Genomic DNA, 17,932 nt, shown 5'->3' with positions numbered 1-17,932 from the left:
TCAAGCATATGAACGTAACGATTTTGCATGGCTACAGTGCGTCCAACTCCGGTGACGGTCTGCTCGTGGATCTGGCCATCGCCCTGGTGCAGCGAAACTTTGGTGACGAAACCTCAATCAGTGTCGTGGCCTCCGATCCAGAGTCCTTCAGTTACTTGCCGCACCCGCGTTTTGACGCGCCGGTCATGGCGGCCAAGGGGCTCGGGCGGGTCAAGCAAGCGGTGTTCCTCAACCAGTCCTACGCCGGTCTCGCGGATCTGTTGAAGAAAACCGATTTGATCGTCGGCGTCGGTGGCGGCTACATGCGCTCCAAAAGCGCCTTCGAACACATCAAGTTGAAACTGGGCCACGCCAAGCAACTGGAAACGGCGATCCTCAGCAAAGTGCCGTCGGTGTACCTGCCGCAAAGCATCGGGCCGTTCCACGGCGAGAGCAGCAAGATCGTCGAGCATTACGCCAGCGCCGATGCGGTGTTCGTGCGCGACAATCGCTCATCGGCGATTTTCGATGCCTGTGAAAACGTCTACCGCGCGCCGGATCTGGCGGTCCAGTCATTGGCCAGCAAAATCCTCATGCAGCCCAAGTTCACCCGTTGCGCCTCATCGCCGGCAACGGTGTGTGTTGTGCTGCGCAAACCGCCAGAGTGGAGCAAGGAGAAGAAGGTCGCCTACGTGGCCAATCTGAAGTTGCTGCTGCAGCGCTTGAAGAACAAAAGCAAAGTGGTTTGTGCGGTGCAGAGCGCCGTGCGCGGCAACGATGACGGTGCGTTCTATCGCGAACTGGGCATTACCGAAGACCTGCTGCCATTGAAAGCGACCTTGGCCAAATACCAGCCGGACCTGGTGATTTCCGTGCGCCTGCACGGCGCCATCGAATCGCTGCTGTCCGGCGTCCCGGCCTACCACATCAGCTATGAGCGCAAAGGATTTGGTGCCTATCAGGACATGGGCGTTGAAGACTGGGTGATCAACGGCGGCGACATCAACGTCGACACCATCATCGACACGGTCTACGCACCGAATGCTCTGTCGAATTTCGGCCAGCGCCTGACCGATACCTGCCGTGAGATCGAGGCAAAAACCGTGGCCATGGACGACATCATCAAAGGTATCGTTCGATGATATTTCGGCTACTGCTTCGCGGCGGGGCATTGGGCGCGAAGTTTTTGCTGGTGCTGGCGATTACCCATTTCCTCGGTTATGAGGCGCTGGGTTTTTACGGCGTGGTGGTCGCTGCCTCGTTGATTGCGTCGAAGTTCTACAGCGTCGGCTTCAGTTCCGAAATCAATCGGCTGATCAGCGTCGGCGGCAGTTCGCGACGGGTCGTCGACAAGGTCCTGCTGCTGTACCTGGCCGTGGGGTTGCTGTTGTCTGTGGCGACGGTGCTGGTGTATTCGCTGTTCCAAGCAGTCGAGGCAACGACGGCGCTGATCCTCTGCGTGACCCTGGTTTTGCTCACCGAACACCTGTCGTTCGAAATCAACTCCTTCGTGTTTTCCGCGCAGAAAGCCACGGCCGGCGCGCTGCTGTTTTTCATCAAGACCGGTCTCTGGGCGCTGTTGGCCGTTGGCGGGATGATGCTCGGCTGGGTGTCCGGGGTCGCCAGTGTGCTGTGGTTGTGGGTGGCGGCCAACGTGCTGGTGATCGTGGTCGGCTACCTGATCGTGGTGACGGTGCACAAAGGCCGGGTGAGCGGGACGCTGGCCACGGCAACCGTGTGGAAGGCCGGGCTGCCGTTCTATCTCGGCACAGGCTTGATCGCGTTGAGTCAGTACGCCGAACGCTTTCTGATCGTCGATCTGGAACCCTACGCCAGCCTGGGTAAATACGTGTACGCCTGGTCGGCGGCCAATACCTTGCAGGCGCTGTCCTATGCGGTGGTGGCGGTGGTCGGCATTCCTGTGCTCGCCAAGCGGTTTCAGGCTGATCAACAGCCGTTCACGGTCCGGCAACTGTTCGTGAACAAATGGGTCATGCGCTCGCTGGTGGTGTCCGCTGCGGTGGCGGTGCTGATTTATCTGTTCTTCAACGTTGTGCTCGATTACGTCGCCACGAGTGTTCCGCGTCCGGAAAATGCGATTCTTGGCGTGCTGATTTTTTCCTTTGCCTTGCGCGCGATTGGCGACATCGTCTGGGGCGGGCTGATTGCCTCGAAGAACAGCCGGGTGTCACTGGCCAGTGCGGCGATCTGCTTGTTGGTTTCGGTGCCGGTCAGCTACGTGCTGATCAAGCACTACTCGATCTACGGCGCTGCCTGGGGCAATGTCTTTGCGATCATCGTGCAGCTCGGCGTGATTGTCGTGTTGACCCGTGTGACCCGGCCGAAAGGGGGTTTGGCATGGGGTTGAAGCTGCCGTGCATCGAGTTTCGCGGCAAGAGACTCGATTCCTCGATTTCGTTCCTGATCCTCTTCACCGGGTTGTTTCTGTCGGTAGCCATGCCGCTGTTGGTCCCCCGCGATCCGGGCCCGGATGCCATGACCTTGTGGTCGTCCTACGCCCGTGCCGACAACTGCAATTTCTGGAACCCGTTCTCGCCGGATCGCTCTTCCTATGAGTGTTCGGCGTTTCTGCTGCGGCCAACCGGGATCAATCTGACCAATGCCTGGGCCTACGGTATGTTCTGCAATTTTTTCCTCACGGCGATTCCGGTGGTGGTCTTCCGGCGCATGCCCCTGACGATTTTCGGCACGCTGTGTCTGTGGGGCATCGTTCGCTCGTTTTTCCTCGAAAACCTGACCAAGGAAATTATCGTGTCGGTGGCGGTGTTGAGCATTTTGCTCAGCTCGTTGACGCGTAAATATCGCGGCGGTTTTTTCTTCTCGGCGGTGATTTACGGCGTACTGATCCGACCCTACTGGATTCTGTTTTCATTGTCCTGGGTCGGGGTCTGTGTGATGAAGAAGTATGTCTCGCGCTTCACCTTCTTCCTGATGCTGTTCCTGTTCTACCTGGCGGTCGCCATGGCGATCCAGGTGGCACTCGGGTTTCCGGTGTCGTCGATTCGCGCCAGTAACAACGAACTGCGCACGGCGGGCGAAGAGGGCTCCAAGTCGTTGATCGTCTCGTGGCTCAGCGGCAGCGACTTTGTCTCGCAGGCGCTGGATTCGATGATCATCTTCTTCCGGTTGTCGTTCCCGGTGGAGCTGATTCTGCTGTCGGGGCCGGGGCAGGTGATCTTCGTGGCGTTGATGATCATGACCGCGCTGCTGCTGTTCAAAGTCATCACCTCGACCGATTACAAAGGCGCGCCGATCCAGACCAAACCCAAGGAACTGATCGCGATTCCGCTGGCATTTTTGCTGGTTCAAGGCCTGTTCGAGCCGGACTTTGGCTCCTTCGCCCGGCACTTCTCGATGGTGGTGCCGGTGCTGTTCGTGGGCCTGGGGTTGATGTTGCGGGCGAACAAGCCGGTGCAGGTTGAATCAAGAATTCTGAATTGAGGCAGGTGCTTTATGTCGAGCAAGAAAAAGTCCCTGGAGATCGAAACCCTGCGCGGCCTGGCGTGCCTGCTGCTGGTGCTCTATCACGTCATCGGCCCGTTGGGCGGCGGCTTGAAAATCGACCTGGGCTCGCCGTTCCGGGTGATCGCCGACTCGATGGTATACGTGCGCATGCCGCTGTTCACCTTCATTTCCGGCTACATCTATTCCATCTACAAAATCCGCGGCAATGACTTTTCGGCGTTCTTCTCCGGCAAGGTGCGACGGCTGATCGTGCCGCTGTTCTGCGTGGGCGTGCCGTTCTCCGTATTGCAGGCGGTGGGCCCGGGCGTGAACAAGGACGTCGGCGTGATCGATGCGTTGTTGTCGTTCTGGGTGCCGATCAACCACTTCTGGTTCTTGCAGGCGGTGTTCATCATTTTCATGTTCGTCGGCCTGCTGGAGTGGCGTGGTTTGCTGCGTTCGGCGACGCGCCTGTATCTGCTGTTTGCCTTTGCAGCGGTGTTGTTCTTGCTACCGCCGTTCAAGTTCGATGCGTTCGGCATCAACGGCGCGATCTACCTGCTACCGTTTTTTGTGGCGGGGATGATTGGCCAGGAAAATGTCGATGGGTTGAAGCAACGGTTCAAGGTGATCGGGCCGCTGGTGTTTGTGTTGATCTCGCTGACGCTGCTGTACGTGGCGGCGATTGATCGCGAGATGATCGTCGACCGCCGCAGCCTGATCGGTTTGACGGTGGGTTGCGTGTCCTGCATTGCGTTGCTGTCGAGTGACATGCGCTCGAAATGGCTGACCTGGCTCGGCGGGTATTCCTATGCGATCTTCTTGTTCCATGTGCTGTTTGCCGCCACTTCGCGGTTTGTCCTGGGGCGTTTGGGCGTGAAGGACGAAAGCCTTCTGGTGCTCGGTGGCCTGGCGTGTGGCTTGCTGGGGCCGGTGGTGCTATCGATGGTTTTCAGTCGATTCAACTTCACCTCCGTGCTGTTCCTGGGTGAGCGTGCGGCGGCGAAAAAGCCGCCGGCAAACGTCTCCCCGGTGCCCCAGACCTGATGAGTACCCGAGTGAAGGAAGCGATGCATGTTGGCAGTTGATGACGTCCAGCCAGTTGCGGCGTCAGTGGTCGAAGTCGGCGACGCTCGTGAACGGTTTGGCCAGTGGCGCGAAGGGAAGGGTGGGAAGGTCCTGTCCATCTCGGTGATCGGCGACAGCTACAGTGCCGGGCAGGATTTCTATCTGAACAAACTGGTGCAGCGGCTGGCCGGGGAGGCGGGTTTCGCCGGTCCCGGCTATGTTGGCTTCAACCACGGCGCTGCACTTGGCGGCACGCACTTCAAATACACCCGCAGCAGCGAGAAGTACTTCGGCGGTGACTGGCAAGTGTCCGCCCTCGGCCAGGCCAGCCCCGACAGTCGTACCCTTGCCGGTCGGCCCGGTGCCTGGCTGGAGATCGATGCCGATCCGACACCGACCATCAACACGGCTGTCACCCAGGCGAAATTGCTCTACCTCGGCAATGGCGAACCCAATGAGGTTCGCTACCGCTGGGCACCGTCGCAATCCTGGCAGCCATTGACGCTCGCAGGCTCAGGGGTTCAGGAAGTGCCACTGCCAGGCACATCGGCAGCGAAGGATTGGGCGTTTCGGCTGGAAGTGGTGAGGGGCGCGCCAACGCTCTTCGGCCTGTGGATGAGCAACGAACAGGACGGCGTGAGGGTGTCCAAACTCGCGGCATCCGGCGCGGCGTCCGCTGACTTCTACCACAGCGATGGCCCTTGGCAGGCGCAGTGGAAGACGGTGGTGTCGAAGATTCCCGCTGACATCTACCTGATCATGCTGGGTGGCAACGACCAGGGTTTTGGCGTGAAACCCGAGCAGTACCTGAAGAACATCCAGGGTTTGGTGGGGATGGTTCGCGAGATTCAACCGGCGGCGAGCATCAACCTGATCCTGCGTCAGGACACCACACGTTCCAGTGCTTACCCGATGTCGGCCTATGCACAAGTCCTGGAACCCTGGGCACGCAAGGAACACCTCGGTTACGCCAATCTGCAGTGCGCGTTCGGCACCGACTTCAAGCGCTATGCCGCCACCATGATCGGCCCGGACAAGATTCATCCGGTTCCGGCCACGGGTGGGCGGGTGATTGCCGATTACTTCTATCGTCTTATTGTCGGTGGCAATACCGGGGAATCAGCACAGGACACCTGTAGGAGCGAGCTTGCTCGCGATGGTCGTCAACGTTAACGCGCGAATCCTGGAGAGCTGCGGTGTCATTGAGTTTTTCGCGAGCAAGCTCGCTCCTACAGGGCAGCCGATTCGAAGTGCTCCAGATGAGCGAGCAGCTCTGCGGTTTTAAGCGGCATCAGTTGCGTAGCACAACGGGTCTCCACGTTGATGATGATGGCCGCGTCGTTGTAGCAAATGCGCACCCGGAACCGCCAGTCGCTGAAAATTGCTTTCAGTCCATCGCGGTCGTCGATTTCCAGCGCCTGCCCGCGGTAAAGCCTTTTCAGGTGAGCGAGGAGGGGATAGGGGTCGAGCATCGGCCGGCGGATGTCTCCGGAAGAGGGAAACATACCGATGCGCTCCACCAGCAGAGTGGGGCCGAGCCAGGATTCGTTGGCGCTCGGCAACCGCTGATGGCGCGATAACGAGGACATCACCCCGAGGTTGCCCACCTCCATTTCAATGTATGCCGAGAGTTGTGCAATGTTCATGGTTGGCCTGCCTGAATGAAGAGTGGGCGTCGGGGGTTGGAGCCGTCTTAGCGGCCCTTCAAATACACGTTTTCGTAGCAGAAGTTGGTCGCCTGCAAGTAACCCTCGGCGTCGCCGCAATCGAAGCGCAAACCCTTGAACTTGTAGGCCAGCACACAGCCGTTCTGCGCCTGTTTCATCAGCGCGTCGGTGATCTGGATTTCCCCGCCTTTACCCGGTTCGGTGTCGGCGATCAGGTCGAAGATATCCGGCGTCAGAATGTAGCGACCGATGATCGCCAGGTTCGACGGGGCGTCCTGCGGGGCCGGTTTTTCCACCATGTTGTTGACCCGGTAGATCCCGTCGGAGATCGGCTCGCCGGCAATCACGCCGTACTTGTGGGTCTGGTCGCGGGGGACTTCCTGGATGGCCACGATCGAGCAGCGGAATTTCTTGTAGAGCTCGATCATTTGCGTGAGGACGCCATCACCTTCCAGGTTCAGGCACAGGTCATCGGCCAGTACCACGGCGAAGGGTTCGTCGCCGATCAACGGACGGCCACTGAGAATCGCGTGGCCCAGGCCCTTCATTTCCACCTGGCGGGTGTAGGAGAAGGTACAGGTGTCGATGAGCTCGCGGGTTCCGGCCAGGAACTTCTCTTTCTCGGTGCCGCGAATCTGGTGCTCCAGTTCATAGCTGATGTCGAAGTGGTCTTCCAGCGCGCGCTTGCCCCGCCCGGTGACGATCGCCATGTGTTGCAGGCCGGCGTCCCGTGCTTCTTCGACGGCGTACTCGATCAATGGCTTGTTGACGATCGGCAGCATTTCCTTGGGCATGGCTTTGGTTGCCGGCAAGAAACGAGTGCCATAGCCGGCAGCGGGGAACAAACATTTACGAATCATAAAAGTATCCTGGACAGTCATGGAACACAGCCAACGGGTGCGCGCAATAACGAGTGATTGCAAGTTTCAATGATTATTGAAGGCTTACTTTAATACCTGAGACTGGCCACTAGTGGCAAATAGCAATGTGCGGATAACGCGACAATGTTATGAGATGTCGGGTTGATAGTTGTTAGTTATTTTTAGTCGGTAACTGTTGATAGTGGTGAGTGCGTCGGAATGCTAATAAGTATTCCGCAATACAGTTTGGCCTGAAAAAATATTTATTGCCAGTCGTTGAACTAATTTTGTTTTGGGTTGTTGTCGCTCTTATTTGTGTGGTTCAGCACACAGCTTTAACAAGAGGGGCTTGACACGCAACTTCGCACTTTTCCCACTATGGACCGCGCTATGAAAATTCTGGTAACGGGTGGAGCTGGATATATCGGTTCGCACACCACGCTCGCGCTGCTTGAGGCAGGCTATGAAGTTGTTGTGCTGGATAATCTTTGCAACAGCAGCGACGCGGCATTGCAAGCGGTGGAAGCCATTTGCGGCAAGAGTGCGCTGATGATTCGCGGCGATGTGTGCGACCGGGCCTTGCTGGACCGGATTTTCCAGCAGCACGCCATCGATGCCGTCCTGCACTTTGCCGGTCTCAAGGCCGTGGGCGAGAGCGTACGCAAGCCGCTTGAGTATTACGAGACCAACGTCAGCGGCAGCATCACCCTGTGTCAGGCGATGGCCGCTGCCGGGGTGTTTCGCCTGGTGTTCAGTTCATCGGCCACGGTATACGGCGAGCCGGAGCAGATGCCGATCCGCGAGGATTTCCCCACGGGCAACCCCACCAATCCCTACGGTCAATCCAAGTTGATCGTCGAAAATGTACTGCGCGATCTGAGCCTGGCCGAACCGCGCTGGAGCATCGCGCTGTTGCGTTACTTCAATCCGATTGGCGCGCATGACAGCGGCCATCTGGGCGAAGACCCCAGTGGCATTCCGAACAACCTGGTGCCCTACATCAGCCAGGTGGCGGTGGGCAGCCTGCAGGAGTTGTCGATCTTCGGCAACGATTACCCCACGGTCGACGGTACCGGGGTACGCGACTACATCCACGTCGTGGACCTGGCGGACGGGCATCTCAAGGCCTTGCAATCTATCGCCGGGCGCACCGGCATCCATACCTGGAACCTGGGCACGGGCGATGGCTACAGCGTGTTGCAAGTCCTGCGGGCGTTCGAGCAGGCGTGCGGCCAGCCGGTGCCCTATCGGATGATGCCGCGTCGCTCGGGTGATATCGCCGAGAGCTGGGCCGACCCTTCCAAGGCGCAGAAGGAGTTGGGCTGGAAGGCTACGCGCAACTTGCAGGACATGGTCATCGATACCTGGCGCTGGCAATCGAATCACCCCAAAGGCTACCTGGGATGATGGCGTTTTAGCCCAATGTTATTTCCGGTCAGGTTGTTAGATATCGTCGGGAAAATACACTGGCCATGCCTTTTGCAAGTCCGTAGATATAAACCTGCCGTTCGACTTTTATCAGTTGGGTAAGACTGTGAAAGAACAACGGATCTTGTTCGCATTTTTGCGGACTTGAACTCTACCACCTCTAACGTAATGCCCGATTTCTATCAGGTTGAATGTTAGAAAGGAGTTGATATGAAGAAAGCGATGGCAATTGCCCTGTTGACGATGTTGAGCAACTGGGCGTCCGCGGTAGAAGCGCCGCTTACAACTGCGACCAATGTATTGGGTAACGTGGCGGCGACTCAAGCCACTGCAGCCAGTACTGCAATGGTCGCCAGTGCTGTAGCGGCGTCCAACAGTGGTGGAAGTGCAAACGGCGGTACGACGGGTACGACAGGTACCACGGGTACAACCGGCACGCACAACTAACTGAAACACCTGTTGGTGCAGTACAAGGTCGCCCGATGCAAATCGGGTGACCTTGTTTTTAGATTCGCCCTTGAATAGCGTAGTGCCATTATGACTCGTAGTTTTTCTCTTTTAATGTTGGCAAGCATCGCTTTACAAGGTTGCATGTTTTCCCCCGGCCAATACCTGAGCACCAGTGATATCACGCGTCAGGGCGCCAGTGAGAGCAGCCGGGTCGAGCTCATTCCGATCACCCCCAAGCTCATCTCCATGAACAGGGCCACGCAAAAGCGTGAGTCCGTGCCGGCGGAATTGTTGGCGGCCCCGGCCGAGTACCGCATCGGCAGCAACGATGTCCTGTACATCACGGTCTGGGACCACCCGGAGCTGACGGCCCCCTCCGGCGCGCAACAGCAGATTGACGCCAACGGTCGCCTGGTGCGTGCCGATGGCACGCTCTACTACCCGTTTATCAAAGAGGTCCAGGCGGCCGGTAAAACCGTCCAGCAACTGCGGGCGGACATCGAAGCCAGGCTGTCGGCCTTCATCGCGGAGCCGCAAGTGGATGTCGCCGTGTTGCGCTTTTCCAGCCAGAAAGTCGTGGTGACGGGCGCCGTTTCGAAGGCCGGTCCGCAAGCGATTTCCACCAACCCGCTCAGTGTGGTCGAGGCCCTCGGTTCCGCCGGTATCGATACGGCGAGCGCCGACTTGTCCGGTCTGTTGCTGACGCGAAACGGGCGGGTCTATACGCTCAATCTCGACACCCTCAATCAGTCGGATTCCGAGTTGCAGAACGTCTACCTCAGGGGTGGCGACCAGTTGTATCTGCCGTACAACGACAAGAAGCGCATCTACGTCATGGGTGAGGTCAACCAGCCGCGCGCACTGAGCTTCAAGACCGCCACCATGAACCTGTCCGATGTGCTGGGCTCGGTCGGCGGATTGAGTCAGACCACCTCCAACGGTAATGCCGTGTACGTGATCAGGGGTGTTGAAAACCTCGATGTGGAACCGGCGAAGGTCTATCAGTTGCAAGCCGAATCACCGACCGCCATGGCGCTGGCCACGCACTTTGAAGTACGTCCCCAGGACGTCGTGTACGTAGGTCCTGCCAACGTGACTCGCTGGAATCGCTTCATCAGCCAGTTGGTGCCGTCGGCATCGATTGTCGGTACGGGCGCTTCCGCGGCGAAGAACATGAGTGAAGTCAGCAGCAACAGCAATTAAGGCCGGGTCCGATCGTGAGAACGTTGAAAGTTGGCGTCTGCTTGATAGCGGCCTTGGTGTTGTGTGGCTGTAACCCGCTGATGGTCGCTTCGCTGACCAACCTCAAATCGGCGGTGTCAGGGCCGGATGAGCTGGACGTGACGGCGGCCCAGGTGGCGGATGTCCGCTATCCCCAGCTCAAGCTGACCACACCGTCCGGTTCCGGCGTGCTGGCGCTGGTGCGTGAGCGCGACGACCTGCAGTTCTGGGTCGCGTCCGGCAAACAGGTTCTGCTCATGCGCGATGGCCTGGCAGTGCGCAGCATCGGCTTGGGCCTGGGCGGCGATCTGGACGGGACACGCCTTGCCGACGTCTCGCCCTTCAAGCTTGGCCTCCACAACGTGCCCGATGGTTACACCAGCCAGCGCTGGATCGATCTCTACCAGGGCCAGGAAGTCGGGGTGACCTTGAACAGTCGCTTCTCGCGCAAATCCGTGGAAACCCTGGAAATCCTCAACAAGGAATACGCCGTGCTACGTGTCGATGAGCAGATTGACGCGCCGGCCATCGGCCTGCGTGCGACCAATCGTTACTGGGTCGACCCCGTTGACGGGTTCATTGTGCAGAGTGAGCAGCAACTGACCTCGCAACTGCGAGTCAAGATCCTGCAACTGACCCCTGACCGCAGGCATGCCCGGTGAAGCGGGTCAGGGCTCTATCGGCGTGCCTGCTGTTGCTCACCAGTGTCAGCCATGCAGCGGTCACCGTCACCGGTGACGTGGCCCATCCGGGGCCGGTCGAACTGCCGGCGGGCGGGCGGTTGCTGGACGTGATTAACGTGGCCCAGCCCAATGCCGAGAGTTACTGGTTGGCGGGCGTATTGCTGCGTCAGTCCCTCGTCGAGCAACAGGCCCGGCTCAAGGCCGGGGTGCTGTTCGATCTGGACGTGTTGCAGCGCATGGCTGTGCTTTTCGACAGGCCGAGCCGGGCTGCCCTGGCGGTGCGGTTGGCCGAGCAAGTGCGGCGCATGCCGGTCACCGGGCGCCAGGTGGCGGTTCTGGACCCGGTCGCCGTGGAAGTCGGGTTTGCCCGCAACATCCGCCTGGACGACGGCGACCGCCTCATCTACCCGTTGCGGGTCGACGAAGTCGAGGTGCTCGGCGCTGTCGTCGAGTCGTGCCGGTTGACCTATCAGCCCCTGCAAGAGGCCCGCGATTACCTGCAGGGTTGCACGCCGCTGGTCGATGCGGACGCCGATTACCTGTGGTTGATCCAGCCCAACGGTGTCACCCGACGCGTCGGCATTGCGCACTGGAATCGCGAGAGCGGGCAGATACCTGTCGCCGGCAGCAGGATTCTGGTCCCGGTCAAAACCGATGACCTTGATCCGCCTGTCCCTGAACTGAATCAGCAGTTGGCCGAATTTATTGCCACGCAGCTGGCTGAGGTGGTTCGTTGAATTTACGTTTTGCAGCCGTATTGTTATTGCCGTGTGGTCTGGCTTACGCAGAACCACGCATTACCCAGAATGATTTCGGTGGCGCGGGCTTGTTGCAGACGCCGACGGCGCGGATGGCGCCGGCCGGTGAGTTGAGCCTGAATGCCAACCGCACCGACCCCTACAGTCGCTACAGCGTTTCACTTCAGCCGCTTGAGTGGCTGGAAGGTTCGTTTCGCTACACCGCGATCACCAACCGCCCTTACGGCCCCGAATCGTTGAGCGGCAACCAGAGCTACAAGGACAAGGCGGTCGACCTCAAGGCCCGCCTGTGGGAAGAAACCCATTGGGCGCCCGAGGTGGCCTTGGGCTTCCGGGACATCGGCGGTACAGGCCTGTTCTCCAGTGAGTTCGTGGTGGCCAACAAGCGCTACGACAATTTTGATTTCAGCGCCGGCATTGCCTGGGGTTACCTGGGCAACCGCGGCGATTTCGAAAACCCGCTGGGCTACCTCGGTGATCGATTCAAGACCCGGCCGAACAACGAAGGCACCGGTGATGTCAACGCCGGGGCCTATTTTCGCGGTAGCCCTTCCTTTTTCGGCGGCGTGAGCTACCAGACACCCTGGGATCGGCTCAGCCTGAAACTCGAATACGAAGGCAACGATTACAAGCACGAGCCGAAGGACAACGTGATCAAGCAGGACACGCCGATCAACCTTGGCGCGGTGTTCAAGCTGACTGACTCGATCGACGTCAGCGCGGCCTGGGAGCGCGGCAACACGGCGATGTTCGGCGTCACCTTCCACACCAACTTCGCCAGCCGCAAGGCGCCGGCCAAGACGTTCGACCCGCCGGCTGAACCCTTACCGACGAAGGCGCCGAGTACCGGGATGGATCAGGTCGACTGGGCCGATGTGTCCCGGCGCCTGCAGCAAAATGCCGGGTACAAGGTCGAGCGCATCAGCCAGCGCGATTCCGAATTGTTCGTGTACGGCGAGCAGCAGCGTTACTTCCATTCGGCCAAGGCCGTAGGCCGCGCGAGCCGGATTCTGGACAACAGCGTCAACGACGATATCGACTGGTTCACCGTGGTGAACAAGCGCTACGGCCTGCCGCTTGAAGAAACCAGCGTGCCTCGGCAAACCTTCCGCGAAGTGATCAACAATGAGGAGCCGCTGCAATCGCTGCACCGCACCACCGAGATCAACCCGGCGATGCCGCACAACGAGAAAACCCTCTACACCGAAGCGATGCAGCCATTCGCTTATGGTGTCGGGCTGGGCTTCAAGCAGAACGTCGGCGGCCCCGATGGCTTGCTCTATCAGTTCAGCGCCGACGCGGACGCCGAGTACCGCTTCAACCGCAACACCTGGTGGAGTGGCTTGCTCAGTGCCAACCTGATCAACAACTTCGACAAGTTCACCTATGACGCACCCAGCGGCTTGCCCCGCGTGCGCACGGACTTGCGCCAGTACATGACCACGTCCGATGTCACCATGCCGTTGTTCCAGGTCAGCCATGCCGAGCAGTTGGACAAGGACCTGTATGGCATGGTTTACGGTGGCTACCTGGAGTCGATGTTTGCCGGCGTCGGGGGCGAGGTGCTGTTCCGGCCGACCGGCGAGCGCTGGTCGGTGGGCGCGGACCTGAACTACGTCCGCCAGCGGGAGTTCGACCAGGGGTTTGGCTTGCGTGATTATTCAGTGGTGACCGGCCACATCACCGGCTACACCGACTTGCCCTACGATACGCTGGCCGCCGTCAGCGTCGGGCGGTACCTGGCGGGTGACTGGGGCGGCACACTGGATATCTCGCGGGAGTTTTCCAACGGCGTACGGTTTGGCGCCTGGGCAACGATCACCACCGCCACCGGTGCTGAATACGGCGAAGGTAGTTTCGACAAGGGTATTTATCTGTCCATTCCGTTCGACGAACTGATGAGCATGTCGACCATGCGCCGCGCCAACCTCGTCTGGTCGCCACTGACCCGGGACGGCGGTGCACGGCTCAATCGCAGCTTCCAGCTGCACTCCATGACCGACAGCCGCGACGACGACATGTTCTATCGCAACTTCGAGAAGATCACCGAGTAACCTGTGGGAGCGAGCTTGCTCGCGATGACGTCGGCACATCCAGCATCCATGTTGGCTGACCCGACGCTTTCGCGGGCAGGTTCGCTCCCACAGTGGTCTATTGGTGGCTCGGAAATCTGGCTAGATACCCGATTCCTGTGGGAGCGAGCTTGCTCGCGATGGCGTCGGCACATCCAGCATCCATGTTGGCTGACCCCACGCTTTCGCGGGCAAGTCCGCTCCCACAGTGGTCTATTGGTGGCTCGGAAATCTGGCTAGATACCCTATTCCTGTGGGAGCGCGCTTGCTCGCGATGGCGTCGGCACATCCAGCATTGATGTTGACTGACACGACGCCTTCGCGAGCAGGCTCGCTCCCACAGGGGGGCTTTTGGTGGATCGGAGATCCGGGTAGCCGCCCAATTCCCGAATCACAGCCACAAAAAAGGGGACTTGCGTCCCCTTGCGGTGTTGCCTTGTGCAGCCCTAGACCATCAGTAGATGTCTTTCGACAACAAGGTGAACGGCGTCTTCACCAGAATCTTCAGGTCCAGCCACAACGACCAGTTGTTGATGTACTTGAGGTCGATCTCGACACGCTTCTGCATCTTGTCGATGGTGTCCGTCTCGCCGCGGCAACCATTGATTTGCGCCAGACCCGTAATGCCCGGTTTGATTCGATGGCGTGCCATGTAGGCGAGAATTTTCCCGGAGTAGTAGTTGTTGTGCGCGATGGCGTGAGGGCGCGGGCCGACCAGCGCCATGTGTCCTTGCAGCACGTTGAACAGTTGCGGCAACTCGTCCAGCGAAGTGCGACGGATAAAGCGTCCGACGGCGGTGATGCGCGAGTCGTTACGGCTGGCCTGCTTGACCTCATGATCGTCGTGCACCCGCATGGAGCGGAACTTCCACACCTGGATCACCTTGCCGTTCCAGCCATGGCGATCCTGCTTGAAGAACACCGGGCCGGGCGAATTGAGTTTTACGGCCAGTGCAATGAGCAGCAACACCGGGCTCAGCAGGATAATGGCCAGCAGGGCCACGCTTTTTTCCGCCAGGCTTTTACTCAGCGCGGCAGTGGGCCGGCTGGTTAGCGGGCTTTCGTTCAGGTAGATCGCCGGCAAGCCGTCCACGACTTTCACCGAGTGATTGAGCAGCGTCAGGCTGTTCAAGTCCGGCACCCAGACCACGTCAACGTTGGCATCCAGCAAATCGACGTACATGGCTTCGATTTGTGCCGCTTCCGAGAGGGGCAGCGTGATGTACAAACGACGGATGTCATGGGTCTTGATCAGTTCGAGCAGGTCTTCCTGGGCGCCGACGATGCGGGGTGCGCCGGGTTCCAGGGAAGAAGGTGCGCCGTTGCTGACCAGGCCCACCAATGGCAGGTTTTCGAGGTCGCTCAGCTTGTTCGCCAATCCCAGTGCCAGTTCGCCGGTGCCGACGATCAGGGTTTTATGCTCGCTTTTACGTGACCGCTGGTAGAACTTCGAAAACGCATGCAGCGGCGCATACAGCAACGCCTGTCCGAGGAAACCGTACACCGCCCAACCCAGAATGACTTGTCGGGAAAACAGTTCGTCGGCCTTGCAGATAAACGCGATGCAGGCCAGCGCTGCCATCGTCATGGACCAGCCCATGAACAGGCGTCCGAGCCCCGACAGATAATTGTCTCTTTTGCGGTACACACCGCTGAACGTATAAGCCGGAACCGAGGCCAGGACGGCGAGCGTTGCGCACATTCGGTAATAGAACTCGACCGATCCTGTGTGCCGTTCAGCAAGTATGAACAACAGAGAAACTACAAAGCCCTGTGCCAGCGCCCATTGTCCCCAAAAGGTAAGTCCCTTGAGGCCAGTGTTTCGATTGATACCAAGAGTAAGATCCATACCATATCCCCAAAAGACGTCCATTCAGGTTTCGACAGTTGAAATCCGAGTTGTTAAGTAGACTTGTTATTGTTGTTAGAGCGAGTGTCCTGAGGTAACAACGTCGATATGCCGAACTGTCGTCAGTCAATAGACTAAGTTATTGGCGGAGATACTGTCTGACGAGTTCTAACAAGGTGGCAAAGTGCCAACTAGCAAAATTTTAGAAAAGTTCGAGCGTTAGAAAAGGTCGAAGGGAAGTGGGTGAATAATGAACGTGGTCTTTGGTATTGTAGGAGGGGTGGGGATAAGAGAGTCTTGCCAGCGCGGAGGTTGAAACCAAACAGAGTGCTTTTTTTATTGTTGTAGTCGCACTGTTTCTGTTTGTTTTAATTGATAAAGGTCGAGGTACCTACGCCACGACTTCCTGGATCAGGCAATAGCCACGATTTCGGACTGCGCGAAACAGTCGTTCACCGTTACTGGCCAATTTGAATTTGTCTTGCAACCGACTCAAGCACATTTCCAGGCCGCGATACTGCTCCGGCTCCCTGCCGATGCTGAGGATCAATTCGTCGCGACTGACGACGCGCTCTTCATGGTGCAGCATCTTCTTCACCAGCGCGGCTTCCAATCCGGTCAGGCTGATCTCGACACCCTCTTTTGCCAATACGCTTTGGTCCTTGTCGAGTTGCCAGGCTTCGCTGTAAGGAGTGTCGCCTTCGATTGATCGCGAGATATCGTTGGCTACCCCGGCAGTTGCCGGCAGGCTGTGGAATGGATTCGTCGATTGCGCTGCCAGCCATTCGGATTCCAGGGTGGCCAATAGTCGCTGTGTATCATGTTCGATACTGCGCGCGACGTTCTTCCTTGAAACGTTTGGGTAGCTGAACTCCATCAGCACGGGAGCGGAAGAGGGCGAAGCAACACCTTCAACAAACATTTGTGCCTGGGAGGTGCCAAACGAGTTGAAACGCTCACTGGACAGGATGGTCTCAAGTTCACGCTGCGACGTAGTGCTGTGGGTCACGACGACAAAGTATTTCCTTGGGAGGGTTGTACTAGTTTCCATGTCTCTCTCCTGAAGTACACACCAAATTTGGCGAAAAAAGATGATCGGCAGGGGAGTAAAGACTCCCTTGGAAGTAATCGAAAGGCAGGGTCTGGGCCCAAAATTGGCCCTCGATAGGTTCCACTCGATCTACAGCTGCAGAATAAACTCTTATTGTTATGGTCCGATGTTGCCTCGGTGATTGAATCGATAAGTGCCGTCAGTATGAAATACAAAAAAAACGATGAAGTCGAGACCTTTGTATCGTTGAGGAGTATCGCCTGTTGAATTGATATTAAAGCGCCATCCCTGCTGTGTATCAGGGGGTCGAGATCAGCCCCCTCATCAACCGGTAGCCATGCCCCCGGATGCTCTGGATGGCGTTAGTGCCATACATGTCCTTGATTTTTCCACGAAGGCGACTGATCGATTTTTCCAGCGCCCTGGGGTCATAAAAGTTGGTGTTGAGCCCCATGATGTTGGCGATTTCATCGTGGCTTAGTATGTGGTTACTGGTTTGCGCAAAGGCTTCCAGGATCTTCATTTCTGCAAAGGAAATGTCCAGTTTCTTGCTGGTGCCGAGTAGGCAAATACGGGTGGGGTCCAATATCAAATTGATATCTCTTTGCCATTCTTCACTGTTGAAGAACTCGGCGAGTAACTCGGAGCTTTCATCGGAAAGGGTATTGAACTTGATACAGTAGTCGGCCCCCGCAAGATAGTACTTGATCTTGTTGTAGCTGCCACGGCCCGTGATCACTGCGCAAATGATGGGTTTCAAGTTGCCGGCGCGCAGGTTTTCCACTAGCGCGAGGCTTTCCTCGAGGGCCTGGGGGCTGTCGATGATGATGAAGATGGCGCGGTACGAATCAGAGCGTTCATTCTTCTTGAATGAACTAGTGTAGGCGTTGGCCTCTAGTGCCATATCGGTCCGCACATGCCTTGCGACTAGCGCTCTAAAATGTTCAGCCACGCCACGGGTACGACCCAGAGTGAGAACTCCGGGTTCATCGTTAGTCTGGCGCAGGCTTCTAGTCGCTAAGTTCCCTGTAAGCATCATGCATTGACTCGAATAGGTGCTGACATCGGGATGTTAAAGCACCGGTTCTCATCTGTGACTGACAATTGGTAACATTTACGCCAATTTTAGACGTGGCTCCCGAGTTTTCTAACAATAGTTAAGCTTTTCAAGCTTTTAGTTGATTTTCTCGGCGGGCTGAACTAGTGAAATAGCGTACTTAGATGGTGGCAATATGGAATTGTGCCACTATTTTGAAACGATGGCGATTTGTTTTTATGTCCTTTTGCCACTGTTTGGCCCACTAGGTGCCACCATTCATGCCCGGGTGCTGAATCCAGTAAGAACACAAATACTGTGAGTGCGATCACACTTTATTGAGTG

The 17,932-nt window shown here is 57.8% G+C and carries 16 protein-coding genes; 11 read left to right on the top strand and 5 right to left on the bottom strand.

The window, feature by feature from the left end:
- The first annotated feature begins 8 nt into the window (after positions 1-8).
- From KW846_RS04375 to KW846_RS04355, 5 genes are read left to right on the top strand one after another with little or no spacing between them, the layout of a single operon-like run.
- The gene (locus KW846_RS04375; RefSeq protein WP_218481459.1) at positions 9-1,121 is read left to right on the top strand and encodes a polysaccharide pyruvyl transferase family protein; all 1,113 of its coding nucleotides are present in this window, start codon (positions 9-11) and stop codon (positions 1,119-1,121) included.
- The gene (locus KW846_RS04370; protein WP_218481458.1) at positions 1,118-2,347 is read left to right on the top strand and encodes a polysaccharide biosynthesis C-terminal domain-containing protein; all 1,230 of its coding nucleotides are present in this window, start codon (positions 1,118-1,120) and stop codon (positions 2,345-2,347) included. The genes KW846_RS04375 and KW846_RS04370 overlap by 4 nt, the downstream gene beginning before the upstream one ends.
- Positions 2,338-3,441: a hypothetical protein gene (locus KW846_RS04365; protein WP_218481457.1), complete on the top strand. Its 1,104-nt coding sequence runs from the start codon at positions 2,338-2,340 to the stop codon at positions 3,439-3,441. Before KW846_RS04370 ends, KW846_RS04365 begins: the two co-directional genes overlap by 10 nt.
- Positions 3,442-3,453: 12 nt before the next feature.
- Positions 3,454-4,491 (top strand): acyltransferase family protein, encoded by a 1,038-nt coding sequence (locus KW846_RS04360; RefSeq protein ID WP_218481456.1) that lies wholly within the window; start codon positions 3,454-3,456, stop codon positions 4,489-4,491.
- A 27-nt stretch (positions 4,492-4,518) separates the two neighbouring features.
- A complete protein-coding gene (locus KW846_RS04355) occupies positions 4,519-5,685 on the top strand; it encodes an SGNH/GDSL hydrolase family protein (RefSeq protein ID WP_218481455.1) in 1,167 nt (388 codons plus the stop codon).
- Between the two features lie 56 nt (positions 5,686-5,741).
- On the opposite strand, the gene KW846_RS04350 is transcribed toward KW846_RS04355, so the two are convergent.
- Positions 5,742-6,158 (bottom strand): mannose-1-phosphate guanylyltransferase, encoded by a 417-nt coding sequence (locus tag KW846_RS04350; RefSeq protein ID WP_218481454.1) that lies wholly within the window; start codon positions 6,156-6,158, stop codon positions 5,742-5,744.
- A gap of 47 nt (positions 6,159-6,205) precedes the next feature.
- Positions 6,206-7,039 (bottom strand): UTP--glucose-1-phosphate uridylyltransferase GalU, encoded by an 834-nt coding sequence (gene galU / locus KW846_RS04345; protein WP_102698711.1) that lies wholly within the window; start codon positions 7,037-7,039, stop codon positions 6,206-6,208.
- Positions 7,040-7,429: 390 nt separating this feature from the next.
- On the opposite strand from galU, the gene galE reads away from it, so the two are divergent.
- The 6 genes from galE (at position 7,430) to KW846_RS04315 (ending at position 13,633) form a co-directional block, all read left to right on the top strand.
- On the top strand, positions 7,430-8,446 hold the full coding sequence (gene galE / locus KW846_RS04340; RefSeq protein ID WP_218481453.1) for a UDP-glucose 4-epimerase GalE: 1,017 nt from the start codon (positions 7,430-7,432) through the stop codon (positions 8,444-8,446).
- Positions 8,447-8,677: 231 nt separating this feature from the next.
- Positions 8,678-8,914, top strand: coding sequence for a hypothetical protein (locus KW846_RS04335; RefSeq protein WP_102698709.1), 237 nt, complete (start codon positions 8,678-8,680; stop codon positions 8,912-8,914).
- A gap of 144 nt (positions 8,915-9,058) precedes the next feature.
- Complete coding sequence (locus tag KW846_RS04330; protein ID WP_218481452.1) at positions 9,059-10,120, top strand: polysaccharide biosynthesis/export family protein; 1,062 nt, start codon at positions 9,059-9,061, stop codon at positions 10,118-10,120.
- 14 nt (positions 10,121-10,134) lie between these two features.
- Positions 10,135-10,800: a YjbF family lipoprotein gene (locus KW846_RS04325; protein ID WP_218481451.1), complete on the top strand. Its 666-nt coding sequence runs from the start codon at positions 10,135-10,137 to the stop codon at positions 10,798-10,800.
- Entirely contained in the window at positions 10,797-11,558 is a 762-nt protein-coding gene (locus KW846_RS04320; RefSeq protein ID WP_218481450.1) for a capsule biosynthesis GfcC family protein, read from the top strand. The genes KW846_RS04325 and KW846_RS04320 overlap by 4 nt, the downstream gene beginning before the upstream one ends.
- Entirely contained in the window at positions 11,555-13,633 is a 2,079-nt protein-coding gene (locus KW846_RS04315; protein ID WP_218481449.1) for a YjbH domain-containing protein, read from the top strand. Before KW846_RS04320 ends, KW846_RS04315 begins: the two co-directional genes overlap by 4 nt.
- Before the next feature lie 472 nt (positions 13,634-14,105).
- Here the strand turns inward: KW846_RS04315 and KW846_RS04310 are convergent, their stop codons facing one another.
- The 3 genes from KW846_RS04310 to KW846_RS04300 form a co-directional block, all read right to left on the bottom strand.
- Entirely contained in the window at positions 14,106-15,500 is a 1,395-nt protein-coding gene (locus KW846_RS04310; protein WP_218481448.1) for an undecaprenyl-phosphate glucose phosphotransferase, read from the bottom strand.
- A gap of 391 nt (positions 15,501-15,891) precedes the next feature.
- A complete protein-coding gene (locus tag KW846_RS04305) occupies positions 15,892-16,551 on the bottom strand; it encodes a winged helix-turn-helix domain-containing protein (protein ID WP_218481447.1) in 660 nt (219 codons plus the stop codon).
- 298 nt (positions 16,552-16,849) lie between these two features.
- Complete coding sequence (locus tag KW846_RS04300; protein ID WP_218481446.1) at positions 16,850-17,590, bottom strand: winged helix-turn-helix domain-containing protein; 741 nt, start codon at positions 17,588-17,590, stop codon at positions 16,850-16,852.
- Positions 17,591-17,932: the final 342 nt, after the last annotated feature.

The sequence above is a fragment of the Pseudomonas sp. PDM32 genome, assembly GCF_019219225.1.
GTDB lineage: Bacteria > Pseudomonadota > Gammaproteobacteria > Pseudomonadales > Pseudomonadaceae > Aquipseudomonas > Aquipseudomonas laurylsulfatiphila.
The sequence above is the reverse complement of the archived record's forward strand: the minus strand, read 5'-3'. Positions and strand labels throughout refer to the sequence as shown.